A 25,567-nucleotide genomic window follows, 5' to 3' on the forward strand; every position below is an offset into this window, starting at 1 on the left:
TCCGCCTGGGCTCGCCCGCCGGCACCACCCGCGGCTTTGGCGAGGTCGAATTCCGCCAGATCGCCGACTGGATCATCGAAGTGGTCGACGGGCTGGCCGCCAATGGCGAAGACGGCAACAGCGCCGTCGAAGCCAAGGTCAAAGCCGAGGTCGCAGACCTCTGCGCGCGCTTCCCTCTCTATCCGAACCTGTAAGACGAAGGACCCTTACCCATGAGCTTTCATAACATCGACCAAGCCCCTGCTCGCCTGAACCGCAGCGAACTGGCCGTTCCGGGCAGCCAACCCGGAATGTTCGAAAAGGCCGCACAATCAGATGTAGATGTGATCTTCCTCGATCTGGAAGACGCGGTCGCGCCTGATGAAAAGGAACAGGCCCGCAAGAACATCATCGAGGCGCTGAACGATATCGACTGGGGCAACAAAACCATGTCGGTGCGGATCAACGGGTTGGATACGCATTATATGTATCGCGATGTGGTGGATGTGGTCGAACAGGCTGGCGAACGGCTGGACCTGATCATGATCCCCAAGGTTGGCACCGCTGCAGACGTCTATGCTGTCGATATGCTGGTAACGCAGATTGAGGACGCCAAAGGCTACAAGAAACGGATCGGGTTCGAACACATCATTGAAACCGCGCTTGGGATGCAGAATGTCAGCGAGATTGCGGCAGCTTCCAAACGCAATGAAAGCCTGCATTTCGGAGTGGCTGACTATGCGGCCTCGACCCGCGCACGAACCACGATCATCGGCGGCGTGAACCCCGATTATTCCGTGTTGACCGACGCAGATGCCGATGGTGACCGTCTGACCCATTGGGGTGACATGTGGCACTATGCGCTGGCGCGCATGGTGGTTGCGGCACGCGCCAACGGACTGCGTCCAATCGATGGGCCATTTGGCGACTTTCAGGATCCCGACGGCTATCGAGCGGCTGCCAAACGCGCGGCGGTTCTGGGATGTGAAGGCAAATGGGCCATCCACCCCAGCCAAATTGCCCTGGCCAATGAGGTCATGTCGCCATCCGAGGCCGAAGTCACCAAGGCACAGCGCATTCTTGTCGCCATGGCCGAGGCTGAATCGGCGGGCAAAGGCGCTGTGTCTCTGGATGGCCGTCTGATCGACTATGCCTCAATCCGTCAGGCCGAAGTGCTGGTCGAAAAAGCAGGCCAGATCGCAGCGGCTTGATCCGAAGGGCTTAGGCTACCTAAATAGGACAGCGCCAAACGGTTTTGTGGATCGGCCACTGGTACAGTTTGGCGCTGCGTTTTTCTGGTCACTTAGCGAGAAGACTTGAAAGTTTGTCCGCGCCCTGCCGCAGTGTTTCCAGAAACGACATCAGGCTGCCGACATCATGGCGTTGGGTCGGGGCGTGAACCGATAGCGTCCCTACCAACCTGCCCTGCCCGTCCTGAACAGGCACCGCAAGTGCGGACATTCCGGTCATGAATTCCTCATCATCGGTAGAATACTGATTGTCGGAAATGCGTTGGACTTCAGCCTTTACTGCCTTGGGGTCCGTCAGCGAACGCTCGGTCTGCGGCTGCAATTTTCCGGCCGAAAGAAACCCGTCCAGCGTTTTCTGACGCAGCGTGGACAGGTACATTTTTCCACTGGCCGTGCAGTGAAACGGAACCTGCGTGCCCACGGGCAACTGAATGCGCAGGGGCCATTTGGTTTCGACCCGGTCCAGATAGATCATCCCCTCGCGGTCGGGAATGGCGAGGTTGCATGTCTCTCCTACCTCCTCGGCCACGCTGCGCAATATGGCCAGGCGTGCAGTCCGCAAATGTTCGGCAGACATGGTGTTGACAGAAAGCAGTCGTAAACGACGGCCAGGGCCATAAGACCGGCCGTCGAGATCGCGTTGCAGAAACCCCTCGGCCTCGGCCGTTTGCAGCAGGCGGTGGACGGTGGGTTTTGCCAGACCCAATGCATCGATCAGGTCTGACGGTTTAACAGCTACCCCGCGCCGAGCCACCTCTTCAAGGATCAGCAACAGGCGCAGGTTCGTTGGGATCTGAGTTTCTTTTTCTTGTGTTTCCGTCTCGGCCATCCCGCAACATTCTAGTTATTTGGCAGCAGGATCAAGGCCAGATCGGGCACCAGCGACACCAAAATCCAGACCGACAACAGAGCCACCAGATAAGGCACCGTATACCGCAGCAGCCGGAAATAAGGCACGCCCGTCACACCCGACGCCACATACAGGTTCAGCCCGTAAGGTGGCGTGATGAACCCGATAGAAGCACCCACAAGGAAAATCACCGAGAAATGGATCGGATCAATGCCAACCGAGGCGGCAATCGGCGCCAAGATCGGGGCGAGAATGATCGTGACCGGAAGGCTTTCCAGTACCATGCCCGAGAAGAAGACGATCACCATCGAGGTGAACAGCACCGCATGATAACCACCCATCGAGGTCACAAAGTTCCCGATGGTCTCTTGCGCGCCGAGCAGCGACAAGATTTGCTGCATCACAACCGAAATTGCGATCAGCGGTGCAAGGATGCCAGTGATCTGGGCCGAGCGGATCACGATCGAGGGGATCTCGGGGATCGTGAAGCCTTCGACCACGAACATCTCAGCATAGCTTTTTTCGGTCGGCGGAATGTCATTGCGTGCGCCCATGACACGGTTGATCGGATAGCTGACCAGCCCTGCGATGACGCAGAAGCCTACGGTCACACCGGCCGCCTCGGTTGGTGAAAACTTGCCCGTGTAGATGCCCCACAACACCAATCCGATGGCGAAAAAGCCCAGCCACGCACCAAACGCGGTTTTCAGCACCCGGTTTAGTTGCAACGGGATCAAATATCCCCAGCCGTTGATCCGGCAGATTATCCAGCAGGCAAATTGCATGCCAAACACCATCAACGCGCCGGGCAGGATACCCGCCACAAACAGCTCGGAAATCGGGAGGTTCATCAGGAACCCGTAAACGATGAAGATGATCGACGGTGGGATGATGATCCCAACTGTACCACCCGCCGCTGCTGTTGCGGCGCTGAAGCGTTCATCATAACCGCCCTTGACCATCTCAGGGTGCAGCATCGACCCGATGGTCGCGGTTGTTGCCGAGTTTGACCCCGAGATCGCTGCGAAAAGCCCGCAAGCCCCCAGCGATGCCATTGCCAGCCCGCCGCGTATCCAGCCCAGACAGGCATATGCAAAATCACTAAGCCGCCGCGCGATGCCGGATTTGTTGATCAGGTCGCCAGTCAGGATAAACAGCGGCATCGCCAGCAGGGCGAAGCCTTTGTTGAACACATTCAGCAGCTCGGCCCCCATATTGTCCAGCGTCAGGCCCAGCACAAACGAACAGCCAATAACCCAATAGCCAATGACCAGAAGCACTGGCACGCCCAGCATGAACAGAAAGGTGACCCCAAGCGAGATCAGTGTGACCATGGTTCCGTCTGTCATCAGTCTGCTCCAATCACGGCCTGCTTGATAAGCGGCTCACCTGTTTTCCAGTTGTGCAGATCGTCGGCGAGGTTCTGAAACACCCGCCCAACCATCAAAAAGAACGACAGCGGCGCGGCCAACAGGAACCACCACTGCATGATGTTGTCAGTACCCAGAACGATCTGAAAGTTCGATGCCGACAGCGCCACCAACCGAGTGGTGGTCACAATGACGATCACTGCGAAGATGAACCAAAGGACAGCATCTAGGAACAGGCAAGCCAGTTGCCCGCCGCGCGGCATAGAGGTGCGAAATTCGCTAAAGCTTAGATGCGTGCGTAGCCGCACGTTATAAGACGCGCCGAACCACGCCATCACCATGAACAGCAGTGGCGGGATCGTTGTTGACCAAGGCTCCTGATCGTTGAACACGAACCGGTCAATCACGCCCCAAAAGATGATGAAGGCAATCGCAAGGTAGGAATAAACCATCACGGCACGTTCAAAGTGGCGTTCGACAAACGGCACTTTTTGGTAAATCCACATGATGAGGAGCCCACCCAGGGCCGAGACGATTGCGCCTACGACCCATGTTGCGTCGGATTCCAGCGCGGATTGAATCTCGAATGAATCGAAGGTGAGTAAAGCACTGAATATCGCGCCGACATCTGCCCAAAATGACATGAACCCCGTCCTCCCAGTCGGTGTTTAGTGGAACCGGCCCACCCGGGCCGGTTCGTATTAAGCTTAGGTTAGGCTTCGCCTCTCCACCAACGGCGTGGCTCGACGTTTTCCGCAATTGTATCAGCGGGAATCTCACGCGCGATGTCGTAGATCTCCTGATATGTGTCGATACCACCGGCCCATTTGTTAATGCGCTCGCGCCATTGTGCCCAAGGCTCGGGGTTGTAATTGGGGGCACACATTTCTTCGGCCAGTTTAATTTGGTCGTCCGCCAGGAAGGCCGGGCGTACGCCGTTTTCGGCGAAGATCGTATGCGGCAATTGCGGTTCCGAGAAACCCACGGTGTTCAACAGCGCGGCTTCGTTCGCACCTTGGATCAGCGCCTGCGTGAAGTATGAAGACTCCATCACCGCATCCTGCAACTCACCGCCCAGACTGTCGAAGACCTTCGAAGACATGGACGTATGCTCGGTACCGCAGAAGAATTTCAGGTTCACCGATTGTGACACCACAGGCGCCATGTTGGCGTAGGCCACAGCCGATGCCCAAGTTTCGGCGCCGTCGATCAGGCCGGTTTTCAGCGCGTCCAGCGTTTCCTCCCACGCGACAGGTACCGGATTCAGGTTCAGCAGTTGCATGGCGATACGGCCAAGTTGCGTACCCGTCACACGGTTCTTGGTGCCAAATAGTTCTTCCAGCTTTGTGACGGTTGGCTTGTCGGCAAAGTTCGCGCCCATTTGCAGACCGCGCAGTTCACAATGGGTGAACAGGAATTTCAGACCGTGCCGTTTTTCCAGCGGATCGCGCAGGATGCGCTGGCTCGCCGGGCTGTAGAAGAAGTGGTACTGCGCCGCGCGGCTGGGGAACATATAGGCATAATCCAGCACGTTCAGATACGGCGCACCACCGGCCGAGTTCTGGGTCGAGGCAGCATAGATATCGACAATGCCCTGCTGGGTTTTCTCTACACAGCTCAGCTGACCACAGATCTGGTTGTCGCCGATGAACTCGATGCGAATCTCGCCATCGGTGCGCTCTTCCAGGTCACGCGCAAATTCGATTGCACCCGCACGCTCGATCAGCAGGTTGCGGGTATTAAAGCCCGATGCGCCGAATTTCAACGTGTGTTTTGGCTCTTTCGAAAAGCGCTTTTCGTAGGTTGATTCGGCAGCCTGCGCCAGATTCGCCAGGCTCATCGCCCCACCGAACCCACCCGCAGCCAGCAGAGTTGAGCTCATACCGTAACGGCCTGCCACGCGGAAAAAATCCCGCCGTGAAATACCACTTAGTTTCCGTCCGATCTCCATTGCTTACCTCCCTGATCGCAAATAATGAGACGTTTTGTATCAAAAAAGGCTAGTATATTTCTCATCGTTTGGCTAGAACTTTTTGAAACCAGTTTCAGGGAGGTGATCATGGAAGTAGACTATGCAGTTGTCGGGGCCGGGTCTTCGGGCTGTGTTATCGCCAATCGCCTGAGCGCCGACCCCAACGTGACCGTTGCTTTGCTCGAGGCCGGCGGTCGCGACACCAATCCATGGATTCACATCCCGGTGGGATATTTCAAAACCATGCATAACCCCTTGGTCGATTGGTGTTATCGTACTGAACCTGATCCAGGGCTGAATGGGCGCTCTATCGACTGGCCGCGTGGCAAGGTGCTGGGCGGGTCTTCGTCGCTGAATGGGTTGCTGTACGTGCGCGGCCAGAAAGAGGATTACGACCGCTGGCGTCAGATGGGCAACGAAGGTTGGGGGTGGGACGACGTACTGCCCCTGTTCAAACGTTGCGAGGATCAGGAGCGTGGCGAGGATGAATTCCACGGCGTCGGCGGGCCATTGTCGGTGTCAAACATGCGCATCCAACGGCCAATCTGTGACGCCTGGGTCGCAGCCGCGCAGGCCGCAGGGTATCCGTTTAATCCAGACTACAATGGGGCTGAGCAAGAGGGTGTGGGGTATTTCCAGCTAACCACGCGCAATGGCCGCCGCTGTAGCGCTGCCGTGGCGTATCTCAAACCCATCCGCGACCGACAGAACCTAAACATCATTACGAAGGCCCTGGTGACACGGATCACGTTAGAGGGCAAAAAGGCAACCGGATTGGTCTATCGGGATCGTTCGGGCACCGAGCAAATCCTGAAAGTTCGTCGCGAAATCATCCTGTCCGGTGGTGCGATTAACTCGCCCCAAATCTTGATGCTGTCGGGGATCGGCGACCCGGACCACCTGAAGGAAAACGGCATCGAACCGCTGCACGCCCTTCCCGGTGTCGGCAAGGGATTGCAGGACCATTTGCAGGCAAGACTGGTGTTCAAATGCAATGAACCCACGTTGAATGATGAGGTCCGCAGCCTGTTCAATCAGGCGCGTATTGCCCTGAAATACGCTTTGTTCCGTGCTGGCCCGATGACCATGGCTGCCAGCCTGGCGACGGGGTTCATGAAGACCCGCCCCGACGTTGAAACTCCGGACATTCAGTTCCACGTCCAACCATGGTCCGCCGACAGCCCCGGCGAGGGTGTGCATCCGTTTTCGGCCTTTACCATGTCCGTCTGTCAGCTGCGGCCGGAAAGCCGGGGTGAGCTGCGCCTGAACGGGCCAGACCCTTCAAAGTACGTCAAAATAATCCCGAATTACCTGTCGACCGAAACGGATTGTCGAACCATCGTCGACGGCGTGAACATCGCCCGCGGGATTGCTAAGCAGAACCCGTTGCATTCGAAGATTTCCGAGGAATTCAGGCCCTCGGCGGATCTGAGCTGTGACGATTACGAAGGCACGCTGGATTGGGCCCGGTCAAATTCGACCTCGATCTATCACCCGACCGGCACCTGCGCGATGGGCAACTCTGAGGCATCGGTTGTCGACGCAAAGCTAAGAGTCCACGGAATTGCCAATCTGCGGGTGGCGGATTGTTCGATTATGCCCGAGATCGTCAGCGGTAATACGAACGCTCCTGCGATCATGATTGGAGAAAAGGCCAGCGATTTGTTGGCAGCGGATGCCTAGACGGCAGCACGAACTGCTTTGTAAAGCGCGCGAAACCGGCCAAGCCGGTCCGACAATGCGCCCATTTCCTCAGGATCGAACCTGACAGATCCTGCGGGCTGGATGGCAAGGTCCTCAATAGTCAGCGCTTTGTCACCGCAAGCCGCCAATCGAGCCGCGCCATAGGCTGGGCCGGAATCCGCCCCTTCGGATCGAAGGATGGGTTTGCCTGTCACCGTTGCAATCAACCCAAGCAGCAGGTCGGACCGGCTGCCGCCGCCGATAGCGGCCAAATCCGACAGGCCGTCTATCGAGTCGCCAAAACTCTGGGCGGCGTCGGCGAAACAAAACGCGATGGCCTCGACCACCGAGCGACAAATTTCTGCACGCGTTGTCGCGTCTTCCAGTCCAAAGAAACAGGCGCGTATATGCGGGTCGCCGTGAGGGCTGCGTTCGCCTGTCAGATAAGGCAGGAAAATCGGCACACGGTTTTGCGGGGCTGTTTCGGCCATTGCGATGACTTCCGTCGCGGACAATCCAAGCTGCCCGCCGATCCACGCGATTGGCCTGGCGCCGTTTAGCATTGCCGCCATCTGGAACCAGCGATCAGGGAGTGTATGCGCAAACGCATGCACATATCGTTTCGGGTTTGGCTTATATACGCGATCCGCAACGAATAGCTGACCGGAAGTGCCCAGCGAAATAAACCCTCGCCCCGGTTCGGTTGCTCCCAGCGACACTGCGCCGGTGGCCGCATCCCCACCTCCTGCTACAACAGGTACGCCGGGCTTCAGTCCGGTCTGGTTGGCCGCATCTGCCGAAATTGTGCCCACAACTTCGTGCCCATCGGAAATTTGCGGCAGCCAGTGGGTCGCAACATGGGTCGCCTCGGCGATCCCGCTGTGCCACTGCCGCGCGGTTTGATCCAGCCAAAGGGTGCCCGCCGCATCACAGGGATCCGTCGCGAGGACCCCGTGCAGGCGCAGCCCTATATAATCCTTCGGCAACAGGATATGAGCGATGCGGTCATAGTTTTCAGGCTCATGCCGCTTCAGCCATGTAATCTTAGGTGCGGTAAAACCTGGCAGCGGCAGAACACCCGCGATCTGGCCGATCTGTGGTAGCGCATCGCGAAGTTCACCGCATTCCTGCGCCGAACGGCTGTCATTCCACAAAATGGCCGGACGGATTGGGCACAAGTCCTGGTCGAGCAGTACGGCTCCGTGCATCTGACCCGACAGACCAACGGCCCGAACGTCCGCCAAAGTAATCTGTTCCCCCAGCTTGCGTAGTGCGTTGCAGGTGGCGCGCCACCAAAGATCAGGATGCTGTTCCGACCATCCAGGCTGAGGCGAAGAGGTTTGCATTTCAACCGAAGCCGTTGCCATTATCCGCGCCGTGTCGGCGCAGACAACCTTGACCGCTGATGTGCCGATGTCGATCCCGAGATACATTTACAACCCTTGCCCTGCGTCCGAGGCGCGGCACATGTCCGGCTATTGATTTTTTAGCGCGCGCAAAGAATATGTAAAGCTATGATAAGATCAAAGCGGCAAAGATCCGCAGGTAGATTGGCATGACCAAGATTAAAAACATGGAAGAGTTCGCGGCCCTCAGCGGGATATCCCGGCCGACGGTTTCGAAATATTTCCACGACCCGGACAGCGTGCGGCCCACAACGCGGGCGCGCATCGAAGAGGCGTTAGAGCGTTTTGACTATCGCCCTAATATTTACGCCATAAATCAGAACCGGAAGCTGACCAAGAATATTGGTATCGTCGTGCCCTATCTGGCTGATCCCTTTTTTGCCGAGATCGCGCGCTATCTGGAGCAATCCTGTATCGCGGCGGGGTATCGCCCGTCTCTGTTCAGCTCACATGGCGAGCAAAAACTGGAGAATGAGATACTCGACAGCTTACGGTCGCTGAAACCAGCAGGTGTTCTGTTAGCACCGCTGGGCCGCGCGTCGGATCAGTCAGCGATTGAAAAATTCTGCGCCGATGTTCCAACGGTTCTATTCGACAGTAACCTTGATGGTATGGGGGCTGCTTTCATCGGTTCGGACAATTTCAGCTTTGTGTCACAAACCGTGGAATACATGACCCGCACCGGGGAACCACCATCGTTCTTTGAAATGCGCACCCCAGCCAACCCAAATGCCAACAAGCGGCGCATAGCCTATGTCGACGTTATGGAGCGTTTGGGGTTTGAACCGCATATCATCAAGATTGACGGCACAGGATGGGCCTTTGAAGAGATCGGTCGGCAAGGTGCGCGAAAAGTGCTGGAAGAACGCAGCCTGCGGACCGACTCGGTGCTGTGCAGCAATGACCGTCTCGCCATCGGATTCCTGGCGGCCTGCTACGAACAGGGGATTCGGGTTGGGCGCAAGGAAGATTGCACATTACGATTAGCCTCAAATGACGATCATCCCTTCGCAAAATTCACATGTCCGTCCCTGACAACGGCGGCGCATGACTATGACAATGTGGCTGCCCGCAGTGTTGAAACACTGTTCGAACTTATTGAAAGCGGTGGGAAATTTGAAAAACGAACAGAAACTTTGTTTCCCGCAAGACTTGTTTTACGCGAGTCCGCCTGAACACTAAATTTAACGCGCGTAAAGTTTTTATTGACGCCGCGACAATTTATGAACTAGGCTTCCTGCACAGCATCCAAGCTCAGGGAGGACAAGGATGTATCTGAAAAACGCACTTCGTGCGGCGACGGCGTTGACATTCGTCGCCACGGCAGCGGCCCACGCGCAATCCATCACCATAGCGACCGTGAACAACGGCGACATGATCCGGATGCAGGGCTATACCGACAAATTCACCGAGGCGACCGGCATCGATGTCGAATGGGTGACGCTAGAAGAAAACGTGTTGCGCCAGCGCGTGACCACCGACATCACCACCAAAGGTGGCCAGTTCGACATCATGACCATCGGTATGTACGAAACCCCGATCTGGGGCGCCAATGGTTGGCTGGTGCCGCTGGAAGGAATGTCTGCTGAATATGATGTGGATGACATCCTGCCCGCGATGCGCAACGGGTTGAGCCATGAGGGGACGCTGTTCGCGGCTCCGTTCTATGGCGAAAGCTCGATGATCATGTATCGCACTGATCTGATGGAGAAAGCCGGTCTGGAAATGCCTGATGCGCCGACCTGGCAGTTCATCCGAGAGGCGGCTGCGGCGATGACGGATCGAGACAACGACATCAACGGTATTTGCCTGCGTGGCAAAGCCGGTTGGGGTGAAGGTGGCGCGTTCATTACCGTGACCGGAAATTCCTTTGGTGCCCGCTGGTTCGACGAAGACTGGAAGCCCCAGTTTGATCAGCCGGAATGGAACGAAGCGCTGACTTTCTTCGTCGACATGATGAGTGAATCCGGCCCCGCGGGTTACGCTACTAACGGGTTCAACGAAAACCTGTCGCTGTTCCAGCAGGGCAAGTGCGGCATGTGGATCGACGCCACTGTCGCGGCATCGTTTGTAACCAATCCTGACGACTCGACTGTGGCCGACAATGTCGGCTTCGCGTTGGCTCCGAATTCGGAAGGCGTTGACAAGCGCTCCAACTGGCTTTGGGCATGGGCGCTGGCCATCCCTGCAGGCACCGAACAGGCGGATGCTGCCAAGCAGTTCATCGAATGGGCAACCTCGAAAGACTACATTGAGCTGGTAGCCGAAAACGAAGGTTGGGCCAACGTCCCGCCGGGTGCGCGTACATCACTGTACGAGAACCCCGAGTATCAGAAGGTTCCGTTCGCCCAGATGACACTGGATTCGATCCTGTCGGCTGATCCAAATGATCCGACGGTGAAACCGGTGCCTTATGTCGGCATCCAGTTTGCTGCGATCCCTGAATTTGCAGGCATTGCTACGCAAGTAAGCCAGGAATTCTCGGCCGTCTACGCCGGACAGCAATCGGTGGAAGAGGCGCTTGAAAAAGCGCAGGCCTTCACCGCAGAAGAGATGGAAGCCGCAGGTTACTGACGTCTTCTAATTGCGGGTGGGCAGAGGTCTGCCCCCCGCCCTACCCTTCCACAATCCACGTTTTTCTCGCAGGCTGATATGCGCCTGAACAGAGAGGTCTTGCGCCATGGCAACCCAACATTCCCGATCAGTGGCCCGCCTAATGATGGCACCCGCCGTGGTCCTGCTGCTTGGCTGGATGCTCGTGCCGCTGACAATGACGCTGTATTTTTCCTTCAAAAAGTACCTGCCCCTACGCGGTGGTGATCTGGGCTGGGTCGGCTTTGACAACTACGTCCGGTTTGTGTCCTCCAGCTCGTTTTGGCCTGCCGTGCAGGCGACACTGATGATCGTTGGTGGTGTACTGGTGATCACCGTGATTTTGGGCATCCTGCTGGCCATTCTGCTGGATCAACCAATGTGGGGTCAGGGTGTTGTCCGCATCCTTGTGATTGCACCTTTCTTTGTGATGCCTACGGTCTCTGCGCTGGTCTGGAAGAACATGTTCATGGACCCGGTGAACGGTCTTCTGGCGCATCTGTGGCGCTTTTTTGGGGCCGAGCCGATTTCATGGCTGTCCGAGGCCTCGATGACGTCTATCATCATGATCGTGTCGTGGCAGTGGCTACCCTTCGCCACGCTGATCCTGCTGACTGCCATCCAGTCGCTGGACAGCGAACAGCTGGAAGCAGCTGAGATGGACGGCGCGCCAGTTCTGAAGCGCTTTTACCATATCGTCTTGCCGCATCTGAGCCGCGCAATCACGATTGTGATCCTGATCCAGACGATCTTTCTATTGTCGATCTTCGCCGAGATTTTCGTGACCACCGGCGGTGCATTCGGCACCCGCACACTCACCTACCTGATCTTCCAGCGCGTGTTGGAAAGCCAAAACGTTGGCCTTGGATCAGCCGGAGGTGTCTACGCCATCATCCTTGCCAATATCGTTGCCATCTTCCTGATGCGCATCGTTGGCAAAAACCTGGACGCGTGAGGAGATAAGACCCATGGCCCGCACCGTCACACCCCGCCGCAAATCGCTGAACACCGCCCTTGCCTGGGCCGTTGGACTGCTGATCTTTTTCCCGATCCTCTGGACCATTCTGACCAGTTTCAAGACCGAGGCACAGGCGATTGCCAGCCCGCCCCTGTTCCTGAACTTCGACTGGACACTTGAGAACTATGCCATCGTGCAAGAACGGTCAGACTATATGCGGTTCCTGTGGAATTCCGTCATCATCGCAGGCGGATCGACCATTCTTGGCGTAATCATCGCGGTCCCCGCCGCATGGGCGATGGCCTTTGTACCGTCCAAGCGCACAAAGGACATCCTGTTGTGGATGCTCTCCACCAAAATGCTACCTGCCGTTGGCGTATTGTATCCGATCTACCTGCTGTTCATCCGTCTGGGACTGCTAGACACACGCGGTGGACTGGTCGTGGTGCTGATGCTGATCAACCTGCCGATCATCGTCTGGATGCTCTACACATATTTCCGCGAAATCCCCGGTGAAATTCTGGAAGCCGCACGGATGGACGGGGCGACACTGAAAGAAGAAATCCTTTACGTATTGACGCCCATGGCCATCCCCGGCATCGCCTCGACAGTTCTCCTGAACTTCATTCTGGCGTGGAACGAAGCGTTCTGGACCCTCAACCTGACCGCCGTCGACGCGGCACCGCTAACTGCCTTCATTGCCAGCTACTCCAGCCCCGAGGGCCTGTTCTTTGCCAAGCTCAGCGCGGCCTCGACCATGGCGATCGCACCAATCCTCATCCTTGGCTGGTTCAGCCAGAAACAACTTGTCCGCGGCCTGACCTTCGGCGCTGTGAAATAAGGAAGACGACGTATGGGACGTATTCAACTTAAATCCGTGACCAAAAGCTTCGGCGACGTGCAGGTCATTCCGCCTCTGGATCTGACCATCGAGGACGGCGAGTTCACGGTCTTTGTCGGCCCTTCGGGGTGTGGCAAGTCCACCTTGCTGCGCTTGATCGCGGGGTTGGAGGATATCACCTCGGGCTCTATCGATATTGACGGGGCAGATGCCACTGACGTGCCCCCCGCCAAACGTGGCCTGGCGATGGTGTTCCAATCTTACGCTCTGTACCCGCATATGACGGTGCGCAAGAATATCGCATTCCCGCTGCGCATGGCCAAACTGGATCAGGCGGAAATCGACAAGCGCGTCGAAGGCGCTGCAGGTGTACTGAACCTTGCAGACTATCTGGATCGTCGACCTGGCCAGTTGTCTGGTGGGCAGCGTCAGCGCGTTGCCATTGGCCGCGCCATTGTGCGTGAACCTGCGGCGTTTCTGTTCGACGAACCGCTGTCCAATCTCGATGCGGCGTTGCGGGTGGGCATGCGGCTTGAGATCAGCGAGTTGCACGAACGTCTGGCCACAACAATGATCTACGTGACTCACGATCAGGTCGAGGCGATGACCATGGCCGATAAGATCGTGGTGCTTCAGGCCGGTGTCATCGAACAGGTCGGCAGCCCACTAGAGCTGTACCGCACTCCGCGCAATTTGTTTGTTGCAGGCTTCATCGGCTCGCCCAAAATGAATTTTATCGAGGGTGAAGAGGCCGCGAAACACGGGGCCCACACCATTGGTGTGCGCCCTGAACATATCACGGTATCCGAAAGCGACGGGCCATGGTCTGGTGTCGTTGGCGTATCCGAACATCTGGGGTCGGACACCTTCTTTCATATCCACGAAACCGGGTTGGCCGAAACCATCACCGTGCGCGCGGATGGAGAGGTCGGCTTCCGTCATGGAGATCGTGTCCATCTGGCCCCACGTGCAGATGTCATTCATCGGTTTGACGCACAGGGATTGCGCATCGAATGACGCGTTTGGCCGGCAAAACAACCCTAATTACGGGGGCCGCGCGTGGTATCGGCCTAGCCTTTGCCAAAGCCTATGTTGCCGAGGGCGCGCGTGTTGCGATTGCCGATGTCGACATTACCCGTGCGCGAAAGGCCGCAGCCGAAATCGGTGATCCTGCGCTAGCCATCGAGATGGACGTAACCAACCAGTCCAGCATCGACCAAGCAGTCGCGCAAACACTCGCGCATTTCGGACCCATCGACATTCTGATCAACAACGCCGCGATATTCACTGCCGCCCCGATCACCGAGATCGAGCGCGCCGATTTCAACCGCGTTTTTGACATCAACGTCGCCGGAACCCTTTTCACCATGCAGGCGGTTGCACGACACATGATCGCGCACGGGGTCAAAGGCCGCATCATAAACATGGCCTCTCAGGCCGGACGGCGTGGTGAACCTCTGGTTTCGGTCTATTGCGCCAGCAAGGCGGCGATTATCTCGCTGACGCAATCGGCAGGGCTGAACCTGATCCAACACGGGATTAACGTGAACGCCATCGCACCGGGCGTTGTTGACGGCGAACACTGGGACGGTGTTGATGCGTTCTTTGCCAAACACGAAGGCAAAGCCCCCGGGCAGAAAAAGCGCGAAGTGGCGGCGGCTGTTCCCTATGGCCGTATGGGCCGCGCCGAAGATTTGACCGGAATGGCCGTTTTTCTGGCTTCGGACGAGGCCAAATACATCGTCGCGCAAACCTATAATGTCGATGGCGGAAACTGGATGAGCTGATGGATCCTCTGGCGAACGCAAAACCTCCGGTACCGCTGGGTCGTAATGCCCTTACGGACTTGCCCGCAGCAGTCAGAAGGCCATCGTATTGCCACGCTGAATTGCGACCGGGTATCGTGCATATCGGTCTTGGCAATTTCCACCGCGCACATCAGGCCTGGTACATCCACCGTTTGATGCAGCAGGGCCTGGCAAAGGACTGGGCGATTATCGGCGCAGGGGTTCGGGCCTATGATGCCGGGATGCGGGAAAAGCTGGTCAGCCAGGATTGTCTGACAACGCTGATCGAACTTGACCCGTCCGGCATGTCCGCTGAAATCATTGCCCCGATGATTGACTATCTGCCGATCGAACCCGGGAACGCGCCGTTGATCCAACAAATGTCCGATCCAGCGATCCGCATCGTGTCCCTGACCATCACCGAAGGGGGGTATTTTCTGGACGCCAATACCGGGGCGCTAGACACTACCCACCAAGATATCCGCCACGATGCGCAAAACCCTGACCAACCTTGTACAGCTTTCGGCGCCATCGTTGCGGCGCTTGGGCAACGTCGAGCGCATGGCTTAAAACCTTTTACCGCGCTCAGCTGCGATAATCTGCAAGGCAACGGAACGATCCTGCGTAACTGTATCGTCGGATTGGCGCGGTTGTCTGACCCTGATCTGGCCAACTGGATCGAACAGAACGGGGCATTTCCGAATTCGATGGTGGATTGCATCGTGCCGGCCACAACACATCAGGTGATCTCGCAATGCCGCGCCCTGGGTATCGAAGACCGCGCCCCGGTTTCGCATGAGAATTTTCGCCAATGGGTGATCGAGGATGATTTCTGCGCTGATCGTCCCGCGCTTGAAAAGGTTGGTGTGACACTGACCCGCAATGTACATACGTACGAGGCCATGAAGCTGCGTGTTCTGAATGGCGGCCATCAACTGCTTGCGAATGTTGGGGAAATACTGAATGTCCCGACGATTGCCGACTGTATGCAGGACGACGATATCACAGCCTTTTTCAAAAAGGTTCAGGCTGAGGGTATATTACCTCATGTCGCGCCGGTGCCTGGAACACCACCTGCTGACTATCTTGAACTGGTCGCGAGACGTTTTGCGAATACTGCCATTCACGACACGACACGCCGGGTTGCCTTTGACGGCTCGTCCCGCCATCCCGGATTTTTGCTGCCATCGCTGCGTGACGCACTGGCGTCAGGATCGCCAGTAGACGGGCTCGCCCTGGCCGAGGCGTTCTGGTGCCGGATGTGCGCGGGCCTTCGCGAAGACGGAAGCGAAATCGCGGAAAATGACCCCTTTTGGACCGAATTGCATGACGCTGCTCTAGCCGCGAAATCGGACCCCTTGATCTGGATCGCACAAAGCAAATTCTACGGAGATATCGGCCAGGAAGAAGGTTTTGCAACAGCGTTTTCCCAATGGCTCAGGACCATATGGCAACGGGGAAGCCGGGCGGCAATTGCGCGATACCTCGGGTAATCCGGTGGCTGGCCTTCGGCTTTCGAGGTCAAATACTCGCGATAAATTTTGAATATCGGGCAAATTCGGGCAAAAATACTGGCAATGTCTGCAAATAGGTTTCATCGGGTAACCTATGTTGCGCTCGGAGGTTGGCTTGAAACCCACAATTTCGCAGGAAACCATCGCCAAATGGCAGCGGATCGTCGATCTGATTGCCCGGGTTGCCGATGTCCCTGCAAGTCTCGTGATGCGGACACATGCGCCTCATCATTCTGTTTTTGTCACAAGCAGAAGTAACAACAACCCCTATGAGGTGGGATGCGGTTTTACCCTGAGTGAGAAACTTTATTGCTATGGCGTTCTGAAACGCGATGGCGAACTGACGGTCGAAAATGCAACCCAAGACCCGGAATGGTGTGACAATGACGACCTAGAACACGGGATGAGTTTCTATATCGGCTATCCGCTCAAATGGCCCGACGGTACGATTTTTGGAACAATTTGCGTTTTGGATTCGCGCCGTAACCAACGCGCAATGCTGTTCCGCGAGGGCCTGCAGGAATTCGCGAGGGTCATAGAATCCGATCTTTCGTTGCTGGTTGAGATTGACCGCCGCACCGCGCTTGAGGCCGAATTGCAAACCACGCTGGATCAACTGGAACAGCGCGTGGCCAACCGGACCGCAGATCTGGAAGAGGCAAATGCCGCGTTGCGGGTTTTGCTGAGCAGTGTCGAAACTTCGCGGCAGGAATATGATGCCAAGATTCTAAGTCAGATAAAGGGGTTAGTCGTTCCGCATCTGGCAAAGCTGCGTGGCCGAATGGACAGCGACCCTGCCGGTCGGATTTATCTGGACCTTGCTGAAGAAAGCTTGAAATCCATCACCTCTGAGATGAGTGGGCAACTGACCACGATCTTTGAATCCCTGACACCAACCGAACAGGAAATCGCACAGTTGATCATGCGGGGGCAGACGACCAAGGATATTGCGAGAACGCTGTCACGCGAACCCAGCACGATCGAGTTTCACCGCAACAACATACGCGCAAAGCTTGGTTTGAAACGCAGCGGTAAGAACCTGCGCAGCCTGCTGTTGTCGATCCAGTGAACATGGGGAATCCCCCCATGTTTCCCCCGTAGATTTTCGATGCACTGTTTAATAAACCGGCTTGGTACCCTGTTTCTGTTCCGGCAAAGACCGGAACGAGAGACAACAGGGAATACCAAAAATGGAAAGAGATGACCTGGACCTTAAGCCAACGCTATTGCGTGGTGACAAGGATGAGTTGACGCCGGGCCTGTCGCGGCGGTCCTTTTTTATGGCGGCGGGTGCTGCCGGTGTTGGTGGGGCGGCCTCGCTGCTGACCACGACATCTGCCAAGGCGCAATCCACCGACTGGACACAACCCGGCAACAATAACGGCGTGATCGAATTGCAGAAAACCACAGGACAATCCGTGGATGGGACCGTCGGGATCGACTATTACGGTCACTGCGCCATCAAGATCACATCACCCGGTGGTGCCACCGTTCTGTTCGACCCCTGGCGCGATGACCCTTCGGGTGCGTGGGGGCTGTGGTTCAAGAATGAATTCCCGGAAACGCCGGTCGATATCTGCATGTCCACGCATACGCATTTCGACCATGACGCCATTCACCGTCCGGTTTCGACCATGGTTCTGGACCGGATGGTCGGGAACTTTGAATTCGCCGACATCAAAATCACCGGTTTTGCGGACAAACACGTGTGCCGCGCGCCGGGCTGGTACGACTGGACCAACGCACTGGGCGAGTTCGGAGTGCAAGCTTGCCCGCCGGACAATGTCAGCCACATGGACATGGTGGTTTATCTGATTGAAACCGGCGGCATCCGCACACTGATCTGGGGCGACAACCGGCACGATCCGCCACAGGAATTCTGGGATGCGATTGGCCAGGTTGATGTTCTGACATTGCCCGTCGACGGGTCGCAGCACATTCTGGACTATAAACAAGGCAACGACATCGTCGAACAGCTGAAGCCCAAGATCATCATTCCAACGCATTACCTGAGCGAGACCACAAGCTATACGCTGACCACGCTTCAGAATGCGGATGAATGGGTGAAATCGCAGAAAAGCTACAAGATGCTGGATTCGGCCAGCCTGTCTCTCGAATCGGGTGATGTGGCCGGAATGGATCGCGAGTTCCTGTATTTTGGGCACAACGCACACACAGCCTGACCTAGGCAGGCCGGTAGGGCGGTTACCTTCGCGCGGGCCGCCCTGCCACTAACTCACGTAAAGCTGACGCAGCCTCAGGGCGAATTCACCTTCAGCCGTTTAGCCGCCGCTGAACATCTTCGTCGTATTCACCCGCTGCCATCCGCTTGAACGCCCTTTTCCAACCATCCGCCAATTCTGGCATCACCGCCAATTCCTCGGCCTCGGCACGAGTCGCTTTTCTGAGCAACCGGGGCGACACGTTGCGCGGTTAAAACCCGATTTCGTTGTCCAGGGGCGTTTTCTTATCGAAAACAAAGATGCTCTTTTGTCAGAGCTTCGACCGTTTCAATGATGTCCTTCTCCAATTTGCGCGCGGCGGGTGACAGCGCCGATCCCGCTTTGCGCAACAGATGAATGTGGCGCTTTAAGGTCTCATCGGCCAGTGGACGGAATACAAGGTCGCTCGGCCCTGAAGAGATTGCGGCCATTTCAGGCAGGATGGTCACGCCAATACCAGCCCTGACCATCCCCAGAATGGAGGTCAGGTTATGGGCCGATAAACGCGATCTGGCGTGTATCTTTTCGGATTCTGGACCCGGAATGCCGTCGGATAAGCTATTGGCGATCAGACGTTCACTTTCCAGCGCTTTCCAGTTGACGGGGCCGGTGCCCGTGGCCAACGGATGATCTGGGGCAACCAGAACGCCGAACCGGTCGGTCAGCAAAAGCTGGCTGTGCAGACTGGACCCGTTGACGCCCAGTGTTGCGATACCGATATCAATTCGACCGCGTGACAATTCATGCAAAACCGATTTTGAATCCATATCGCGCAGGTCGATCCGGACTTTGTCATATGTGTCTATTTTACGGGCAAAAACCTGCGGAATGATTGTGCCGGCCACTGACGGTACTGTGGCAATTCGAACATGTCCCAAACTGGCGTCAGCGAAATTTTCGATGGCCCGTACAGTATTGTCGAAATGCTGAACCTCCTGCTCTGATTGTTCGAGAACAAATTCTCCTAGTGCTGTGAGCTTGTTTTTCCGGTCCGTTTCGAACAGCGGTTCCCCAAGATGGGTTTCCAGCTGTTTCATCATCATCGAAACCGCAGAAGGTGTTCGTTTCAGGACCAAAGCCGCGTCCGTCAGGTTGCCGCAACGCGCGACGGCGACAAAGCCACGAAGCAGTTCGATTTTGAGTGTCATCCGATCATTTCAACTTATCTGAAGTAATGTTCAATAATTTTAGTTTGATTGATTACCCCAAAGAGGTCCATACCTGATCGATACTTTCTGAATGAGGCGACACAGCTATGGCTGACATCCAAAAGAACCTGATCGCTGGCGAGTGGCTGGCAGGTGAAAGCGAAATCGAAAACCGCAACCCATCTGATCTGAGCGACTTGGTTGGTATGTTTGCTCAGGCCAGCGCCGATCAGCTAGAGACAACACTGGATCAGGCGCGTGTCGCACAAGCTGAATGGGCGGCTTATGGGCTTGAGCGCAAACAGGCGGTTCTGGACGCCATAGGCAATGAACTGATGTCACGTGCCGAGGAACTGGGCACCCTGCTCAGCCGCGAAGAGGGCAAACCGCTGGCCGAAGGCAAGGGCGAAGTCTATCGCGCCGGTCAATTCTTTACCTATTACGCTGCCGAATGTCTGCGCCAGATTGGTGAGAACGCTGATTCAGTACGTCCCGACATCGAGGTTGATGTGCGCCGCGAGGCCGTAGGCGTTGTTGCCATCATCAGCCCGTGGAACTTCCCCACGGCAACCGCTTCGTGGAAAATTGCTCCGGCATTGTGTTATGGCAACGCCGTTGTGTGGAAACCTGCCAACATTACGCCCGCCTCGGCGGTGGCCCTAACCGAGATCATCAATCGTCAGGATATCCCTAAGGGTCTGTTCAGTCTTGTGATGGGATCGGGCCGATCAATCGGTCAGCGTCTTGTCGAAAGCCCTAAGGTCAACGCGATTTCTTTCACCGGCTCGGTTCCGGTCGGCAAGGGTATCGCGACGGCGGCCATCCAGAACCTGACCAAGGTTCAGATGGAAATGGGGTCGAAAAACGCTCTGGCCGTTATGGACGACGCCGATCTGGATCTGGCGGTAACGCTGGCCCTTGGCGGGGCGTTCGGTGGCACAGGGCAAAAATGCACCGCCTCCTCCCGCCTCGTGGTTCACGCAGGCATTCACGACGCGTTTGTAGAAAAGCTGGTTGCGGGTGCGCAGGCGATGAAAGTCGGCCACGCGCTGGAGGAAGGGGTTCAGATGGGTCCGGTCGTCAGCCAGCAGCAGTTGGCTGAAAATTTGGCCTATGTCGATCTGGGCAAATCCGAAGGCGCGGAACTGGCTTGTGGCGGGCAACGTTTGGATATGCCGCATGAAGGCTTCTACATGTCGCCCGGCGTGTTCCTGAACACGCGCAACGATATGCGCATCAACCGCGAAGAAATGTTCGCGCCACTGACCAGCGTCATCAAGGTTGGCAGCTATGATGAAGCGCTGAGCGTCGTCAATGACACTAATTTCGGCCTGACCTCGGGCGTCGTGACCAAATCGCTGGCTCGGGCCACGCATTTCCGCCGCAACGCGCGCACCGGCGTTGTCACGGTAAACCTGCCCACCGCAGGCACCGATTATCATGTGCCGTTCGGTGGCCGCGGCGACAGCTCGTACGGCCCGCGCGAACAAGGCAAAGCCGCGGCTGAGTTCTACACAACGGTCAAGACCGCCTATATCAGCGCCGGAAAGCCGGATTGATGCTGATCGATTGCCTGCAATACGCCAACTGGTCGGAGAAAATATTTCGTCAATTGCGCAAAGGGGGCGTGGACGCGATCCACGTCACCATCGCCTATCACGAAAACTTCCGCGAAACGGTTCTGAATTTTGAGAAATGGAACCGTTGGTTCGAGAAATACCCCGACCTCATCATGAAAGGCCGCTGGGCCAGCGACATTGACGTGGCCCGAGAAACGGGGCGGACGGCGGTGTTCTTTGGCTTCCAGAACCCCTCGCCCATCGAGGACGATATCGGTCTGGTCGAAATCCTGCACGATCTGGGCGCGCGGTTCATGCAGCTGACCTATAATAACCAGTCATTGCTGGCGACGGGCTGTTACGAGGCCGAAGACACCGGCATCACCCGCATGGGCAAGCAGGTTATCAAGGAGATGAACCGCGTTGGTCTTGTGGTGGACATGAGCCATTCGGCAGATCGTTCAACCATCGAGGCGGCTGAGATTTCCGAACGTCCCATCGCCATCACCCATGCCAATCCGCATGAGTGGTCGCCTGCCCTTCGCAACAAGCGGGACATGGTTATTCGGGCCGTAACAGAAAACGGTGGGATGCTGGGCTTTTCGGTCTACCCTCATCACCTCAAGGACAAATCCGACTGCACGCTTGAGAGTTTCTGCGAAATGATCGCGCGGACTGCGGACAAATACGGCGCTCAGCATTTGGGGATCGGTACCGACCTGTGCCAGGATCAACCCGACAGCATCGTGGAATGGATGCGTGTCGGACGCTGGACCAAAGAGATCGACTATGGTGAGGGCTCTGCCTCAGCCCCCGGTTTCCCGCCCATGCCAGATTGGTTCCGGGACAATCGTGACTTTGAAAATATCAGGAATGGCTTGGGCCAGACCGGCCTGAACGCCGACGAAATCGCCGGAATAATGGGAGGCAACTGGTATCGCTTCTTTAATGACAACTTCGGGCCGCGGAAAACTGAGGAGGCATGGCCGAATGACTGACGTTTCCCAACGCGACCCAAAGCTTGTGATGCGCCTTGCGCGCCTTGGATCGATGCACCAGTCGCGCCTATCTTTCATGCGCATTCTTACACGACGTCTGGCCCGAGAGAACTGGCGGTTCGAGCAGACTGCTTTCGAGATTGATGAAAACGGCGTCGGCCATGCTGTTTATACAGCGCACGGGCCTGATGCGTCATATTCGTTGATCGCCTATGCCCATGACCTGCCGCCTGAAAAACGGTCTGATCGGGTGATTGCCGAAGCCTGGGACGCCACATTTACATTGTTCGATGGTGTGCCGACTGCGGATGACATCGAACGCCTGTCGCATAATATCCCGGTTCAGGAAGCCGGGCGCGTGACCGGCACAGAACTATCGGTCTCGCGCGCGAACCGGTCGGTGCGCCTGTGGGAGCATGTCGTCAGCGAACTGGCTGGCGGACGCCAGCCGTCCGTCGCGAAAATCGAGGACGTCGGTTACCTGATGCGCACGACAGCCGTTTACGGCTCGGGCAAACTGGGTGCCGCGGATCGTGAGATGATCGCCGACCGCCCCGAATTTCGTGCGCCTTTCCAGGTTGAGATGTTGTCGGTCTATCTGACGCGCTGGTTTGTGACCGATCTGGTGCAATACATGGCAGACTTGCGCGCGGCAAAAGGCGGAACCAGCGCGGCGCGGCTGGACCCAGGGATTGCCCGCTCGATTGGCATCGGCAACTCGACAGGTCTGGGTATGGCGCCGTTTCTGCTGAACCACCCGGTGCTGTTCAACAATTGGATGGCCGCACGCGAACGGGCCATTCAGGCCGTCCGTGCGGTTCAAAAGGCAACCGAGGCTGAAATCACCCTGTTCCGGGAAATGCTGACGCGCAACACGCAGATCGTCGAAACCTGGCATTCGGAACACCCGATCCAGATTGAGAAACTGGCGGCCCTTCGTGGGGATGTCGCCAAGGTTACCGACTATCTGGCCAGTGCCAATCTTGATGCGGATTATCCCTGGAATACGCTTTACACATGGGCCGAGACGAACCTGACCCTGGAAGGGCAGGAATGGATTGCCTCGCTTATTCTGGAACCTTACGGGGACCTGGTAGACGGGTTTGCCGAAAGTATGGCGGCAGATAACACCGCGACCTTCCGGATAGCGGGCGCGATGAAGATCGGCGATTTGCGGACGCTGCTGAAGGACATTTATGGCTGGGCGATCGAGACAGATTGGACCACTCCGGCCAGCAAGGCTCGCGCTTGGTATGTTTCCGAGGAAAAGCTGGAACCGCGCCTAGGTGAACGCTTTGAAGAACCTATAGAGGAATATGAACAGCCTCTGGCCCCCGGGCGGGATGCCGCACTGTTGTATCAGGCTCTGGCTCATTGGTCGGACGAGGCACAGGTTGCGGATTTCCTTCTGCGCCACCCTGAACACCGCCACGTCCTGCGTCGGGTCCAGATCGTAGGTCGCGCACCCTATGCTGAAATTCGGGACAATACGATCTCGGATCGAGTACTTCCCATCGACATGTTGCGCTGCAAGCTGTCCTTCTTTGGCGCGACCAAGTTTGATCCTCGCTCGGACCGCTGGGTTCGGATCTGCATGTATGGGAATGCTCCCCTGCCCTACGAATTGACTTCTGAAAACGCCGATTTCTGGGTATTCCCCGAACTTGAAGAGGCCGTGGCATGAGCCATTCGTTGAATGAAATCGAAGCCATGAGCAAACGCGCCGCGCGCGGTGCCGGCCTGTCATGGGGGCTGGCCGAAGAGGCGGCCAAAGGCACGCGCTGGCTGTCGGCTTTCGGGTTCTCGGGGGCTGGGATGTTGGCCGATCTGTTGGAGATGAACGACCGCATTCCGTCGATTGACGTGTCGCCCGTCTCTCTTAGCGCTGAAGTATGGCATGCTCCCACACGGCGTATGAGTCCGCTGATCGCCGGGGCATCGCTGAGCGATTGTGCCGTGCGGCTGATGAATCGGGGATCGATCACCATGGAGAACGTCAGCCTGCCCCTGTTGGCAGTGCCGTTCATGGGCGGTGCCGCGTTGCGTCTGGGCGTGCCGGTTTCTGCCGAATGGCAGGGGGCCCGCTTGGCCACCGACGGACGACAGGTTTGCGTACAAGCAACGCCCGATGCGCTTGAGGCGCACCACGCAAACAAGCTGGTCTTTTCCGCGCCCGCCGAAATGACCGGGCGTCGTGAACCGGTGCTGCGCGCCGATGTGTCAGAGGAAAACTGGAACAGGCTCAGCGGCTTTGCCCATCGCACGTTCGCCCCCGCAACCGAGGAAAGCCGTTTGCGCGGCGCCGGTGCGGGATTGAGCGACAACGACTGAAATGCGGCTCCTGCACCGGGGCGCTTACAACTCTTACGAACGGGAATATATGATGATCGCCACTGAAACCCTGTCACTGTCCGAGATTGAAGACCTGGCCTTTCGCGCGCTTGTCAAAGCCGGAACATCCGAGGAAAACGCGCGTCCTTTGGCGGTCGCCACTGCAATGACCGAAGCGGATGGGGTGGCGTCACACGGGTTGGCTTATATTCCGATCTACGCTCAGCATGTCGAATGTGGCAAGGTGGACGGCACTGCAAAACCGGTGGTCACACAGCCTCGCCCTGCCGTTGTCACAGTGGATGCCGCCACTGGCTTTGCCCATAGTGCTATTGATTTGGGGTTCGAGAAACTGATCCCGCTAGCGCGTGAACAAGGCGTTGCAGTTCTGGCTGTCAACAACTCGTATAATTGCGGTGTTCTGGGCGTGCATACACAGCGGTTGGCGCAGGCCGGGCTGCTTGGGATCGGATTTACCAATGCCCCTGCCTCGATTGCCCCGTCGGGTGGCGCGAAACCCGTTGTCGGCACCAATCCATTTTCGATTTCCGCCCCCGATGCCGATGGCAATGCCGCGCTGCTGATCGATCAGTCCGCCAGCACAATTGCCAAGAGCGAGGTGATGAAGCACGCCCGCGAAGGCAAATCTGTGCCCGAAGGCTGGGTGCTGGACGCCAATGGCCAACCCACCACCGACCCCGAGGCTGGTCTGAAAGGCTCGATGGTGCCATCGGGCGGTTACAAGGGTGTCGGCATTGCCCTGACCGTCGAACTGATGGCTGCTGCGATGGCGGGTGCGACGTTGGGTTCCGTAGCCAGCCCATTCTCGGGTACGGCTGGTGGCCCGCCGAAAACCGGTCAATTCTTTATTGCCATTGACCCACAGGCGACTTCGGGCGGGCTGTTTCAGGACAAGCTGGCCGCTCTTATCGAGTCGGTCCGCTCGCAAGACGGTGCCCGCCTGCCAGGCGACGGTCGCAAGACATACAGAGAAGGGGCTGCAAAGGAAGGTGTCGCAGTGAACGCTGCCCTTCTTGAAAAGATCCGTGCGCTTTTGTGACGCGAAAGGGCAATAAACGGACGGAGAATAACAAACTGATATGCGCA

General features: G+C 57.0%; 23 protein-coding genes and 1 pseudogene. 17 read left to right on the forward strand and 7 right to left on the reverse strand.

What is annotated here, in order from left to right:
• Positions 1-194 (forward strand): annotated as a pseudogene (gene glyA, locus ACR0B0_RS19625) (serine hydroxymethyltransferase); the annotation flags it as partial.
• Between the two features lie 18 nt (positions 195-212).
• Complete coding sequence (locus ACR0B0_RS19630; protein WP_170351950.1) at positions 213-1,190, forward strand: HpcH/HpaI aldolase/citrate lyase family protein; 978 nt, start codon at positions 213-215, stop codon at positions 1,188-1,190.
• Between the two features lie 88 nt (positions 1,191-1,278).
• Here ACR0B0_RS19630 and ACR0B0_RS19635 read toward each other — a convergent pair whose 3' ends face one another.
• The 4 genes from ACR0B0_RS19635 to ACR0B0_RS19650 form a co-directional block, all read right to left on the reverse strand.
• Positions 1,279-2,058 carry an IclR family transcriptional regulator gene (locus ACR0B0_RS19635; protein ID WP_480649225.1) on the reverse strand — a complete coding sequence of 260 codons (780 nt, stop codon included), beginning with the start codon at positions 2,056-2,058 and terminating at the stop codon, positions 1,279-1,281.
• 11 nt (positions 2,059-2,069) lie between these two features.
• Positions 2,070-3,428, reverse strand: a complete 1,359-nt coding sequence (locus tag ACR0B0_RS19640; RefSeq protein WP_170351952.1) for a TRAP transporter large permease — start codon at positions 3,426-3,428, stop codon at positions 2,070-2,072.
• Positions 3,428-4,093 carry a TRAP transporter small permease gene (locus tag ACR0B0_RS19645; RefSeq protein ID WP_170351953.1) on the reverse strand — a complete coding sequence of 222 codons (666 nt, stop codon included), beginning with the start codon at positions 4,091-4,093 and terminating at the stop codon, positions 3,428-3,430. Before ACR0B0_RS19645 ends, ACR0B0_RS19640 begins: the two co-directional genes overlap by 1 nt.
• Positions 4,094-4,161: 68 nt before the next feature.
• Positions 4,162-5,400: a TRAP transporter substrate-binding protein gene (locus tag ACR0B0_RS19650; RefSeq protein ID WP_170351954.1), complete on the reverse strand. Its 1,239-nt coding sequence runs from the start codon at positions 5,398-5,400 to the stop codon at positions 4,162-4,164.
• A 108-nt stretch (positions 5,401-5,508) separates the two neighbouring features.
• Between ACR0B0_RS19650 and ACR0B0_RS19655 the strand changes: the two genes are divergently transcribed.
• Positions 5,509-7,104 (forward strand): GMC family oxidoreductase, encoded by a 1,596-nt coding sequence (locus tag ACR0B0_RS19655; protein WP_480649227.1) that lies wholly within the window; start codon positions 5,509-5,511, stop codon positions 7,102-7,104.
• Here ACR0B0_RS19655 and xylB read toward each other — a convergent pair.
• Complete coding sequence (xylB, locus tag ACR0B0_RS19660) at positions 7,101-8,537, reverse strand: xylulokinase (RefSeq protein ID WP_480649229.1); 1,437 nt, start codon at positions 8,535-8,537, stop codon at positions 7,101-7,103. The two genes, ACR0B0_RS19655 and xylB, sit on opposite strands and share 4 nt — an antisense overlap.
• A gap of 122 nt (positions 8,538-8,659) precedes the next feature.
• Here xylB and ACR0B0_RS19665 point away from each other — a divergent pair, with 122 nt between their 5' ends.
• The 9 genes from ACR0B0_RS19665 to ACR0B0_RS19705 all read left to right on the forward strand — a co-directional run bounded on the left by ACR0B0_RS19665 (position 8,660) and on the right by ACR0B0_RS19705 (position 18,385).
• Entirely contained in the window at positions 8,660-9,685 is a 1,026-nt protein-coding gene (locus ACR0B0_RS19665) for a LacI family DNA-binding transcriptional regulator (RefSeq protein WP_170351957.1), read from the forward strand.
• A 94-nt stretch (positions 9,686-9,779) separates the two neighbouring features.
• Positions 9,780-11,084 (forward strand): ABC transporter substrate-binding protein, encoded by a 1,305-nt coding sequence (locus ACR0B0_RS19670; RefSeq protein ID WP_480649230.1) that lies wholly within the window; start codon positions 9,780-9,782, stop codon positions 11,082-11,084.
• 106 nt (positions 11,085-11,190) lie between these two features.
• On the forward strand, positions 11,191-12,057 hold the full coding sequence (locus ACR0B0_RS19675; protein WP_170351959.1) for a carbohydrate ABC transporter permease: 867 nt from the start codon (positions 11,191-11,193) through the stop codon (positions 12,055-12,057).
• A gap of 13 nt (positions 12,058-12,070) precedes the next feature.
• Positions 12,071-12,901 carry a carbohydrate ABC transporter permease gene (locus ACR0B0_RS19680; protein WP_170351960.1) on the forward strand — a complete coding sequence of 277 codons (831 nt, stop codon included), beginning with the start codon at positions 12,071-12,073 and terminating at the stop codon, positions 12,899-12,901.
• 12 nt (positions 12,902-12,913) lie between these two features.
• Complete coding sequence (locus tag ACR0B0_RS19685) at positions 12,914-13,918, forward strand: ABC transporter ATP-binding protein (protein ID WP_480649232.1); 1,005 nt, start codon at positions 12,914-12,916, stop codon at positions 13,916-13,918.
• Positions 13,915-14,688: an L-iditol 2-dehydrogenase gene (locus ACR0B0_RS19690; protein WP_170351962.1), complete on the forward strand. Its 774-nt coding sequence runs from the start codon at positions 13,915-13,917 to the stop codon at positions 14,686-14,688. Before ACR0B0_RS19685 ends, ACR0B0_RS19690 begins: the two co-directional genes overlap by 4 nt.
• A complete protein-coding gene (locus tag ACR0B0_RS19695) occupies positions 14,688-16,181 on the forward strand; it encodes a mannitol dehydrogenase family protein (protein ID WP_480649234.1) in 1,494 nt (497 codons plus the stop codon). The genes ACR0B0_RS19690 and ACR0B0_RS19695 overlap by 1 nt, the downstream gene beginning before the upstream one ends.
• 136 nt (positions 16,182-16,317) lie before the next feature.
• The gene (locus ACR0B0_RS19700) at positions 16,318-17,271 is read left to right on the forward strand and encodes a LuxR C-terminal-related transcriptional regulator (RefSeq protein WP_480649236.1); all 954 of its coding nucleotides are present in this window, start codon (positions 16,318-16,320) and stop codon (positions 17,269-17,271) included.
• A gap of 121 nt (positions 17,272-17,392) precedes the next feature.
• Positions 17,393-18,385, forward strand: a complete 993-nt coding sequence (locus ACR0B0_RS19705; RefSeq protein ID WP_480649238.1) for an MBL fold metallo-hydrolase — start codon at positions 17,393-17,395, stop codon at positions 18,383-18,385.
• Between the two features lie 91 nt (positions 18,386-18,476).
• On the opposite strand, the gene ACR0B0_RS19710 is transcribed toward ACR0B0_RS19705, so the two are convergent.
• Both ACR0B0_RS19710 and ACR0B0_RS19715 read right to left on the reverse strand, forming a co-directional pair.
• The gene (locus tag ACR0B0_RS19710; RefSeq protein ID WP_170351966.1) at positions 18,477-18,614 is read right to left on the reverse strand and encodes a hypothetical protein; all 138 of its coding nucleotides are present in this window, start codon (positions 18,612-18,614) and stop codon (positions 18,477-18,479) included.
• A gap of 55 nt (positions 18,615-18,669) precedes the next feature.
• Complete coding sequence (locus ACR0B0_RS19715; protein WP_480649240.1) at positions 18,670-19,572, reverse strand: LysR family transcriptional regulator; 903 nt, start codon at positions 19,570-19,572, stop codon at positions 18,670-18,672.
• A gap of 107 nt (positions 19,573-19,679) precedes the next feature.
• On the opposite strand from ACR0B0_RS19715, the gene ACR0B0_RS19720 reads away from it, so the two are divergent.
• Genes ACR0B0_RS19720 through ACR0B0_RS19740 form a run of 5 tightly spaced genes read left to right on the forward strand, consistent with a single transcriptional unit; the run spans position 19,680 to position 25,520 of the window.
• A complete protein-coding gene (locus ACR0B0_RS19720; RefSeq protein ID WP_480649242.1) occupies positions 19,680-21,131 on the forward strand; it encodes an aldehyde dehydrogenase family protein in 1,452 nt (483 codons plus the stop codon).
• Positions 21,131-22,129, forward strand: coding sequence for a membrane dipeptidase (locus tag ACR0B0_RS19725; RefSeq protein ID WP_480649244.1), 999 nt, complete (start codon positions 21,131-21,133; stop codon positions 22,127-22,129). Before ACR0B0_RS19720 ends, ACR0B0_RS19725 begins: the two co-directional genes overlap by 1 nt.
• The gene (locus ACR0B0_RS19730) at positions 22,122-23,813 is read left to right on the forward strand and encodes a hypothetical protein (protein ID WP_480649245.1); all 1,692 of its coding nucleotides are present in this window, start codon (positions 22,122-22,124) and stop codon (positions 23,811-23,813) included. Before ACR0B0_RS19725 ends, ACR0B0_RS19730 begins: the two co-directional genes overlap by 8 nt.
• Positions 23,810-24,460: a DUF3726 domain-containing protein gene (locus ACR0B0_RS19735; RefSeq protein ID WP_480649247.1), complete on the forward strand. Its 651-nt coding sequence runs from the start codon at positions 23,810-23,812 to the stop codon at positions 24,458-24,460. The genes ACR0B0_RS19730 and ACR0B0_RS19735 overlap by 4 nt, the downstream gene beginning before the upstream one ends.
• Before the next feature lie 52 nt (positions 24,461-24,512).
• Entirely contained in the window at positions 24,513-25,520 is a 1,008-nt protein-coding gene (locus tag ACR0B0_RS19740; protein ID WP_170352002.1) for an Ldh family oxidoreductase, read from the forward strand.
• Positions 25,521-25,567: the final 47 nt, after the last annotated feature.

Source organism: Ruegeria sp. BA12 (assembly GCF_056539625.1).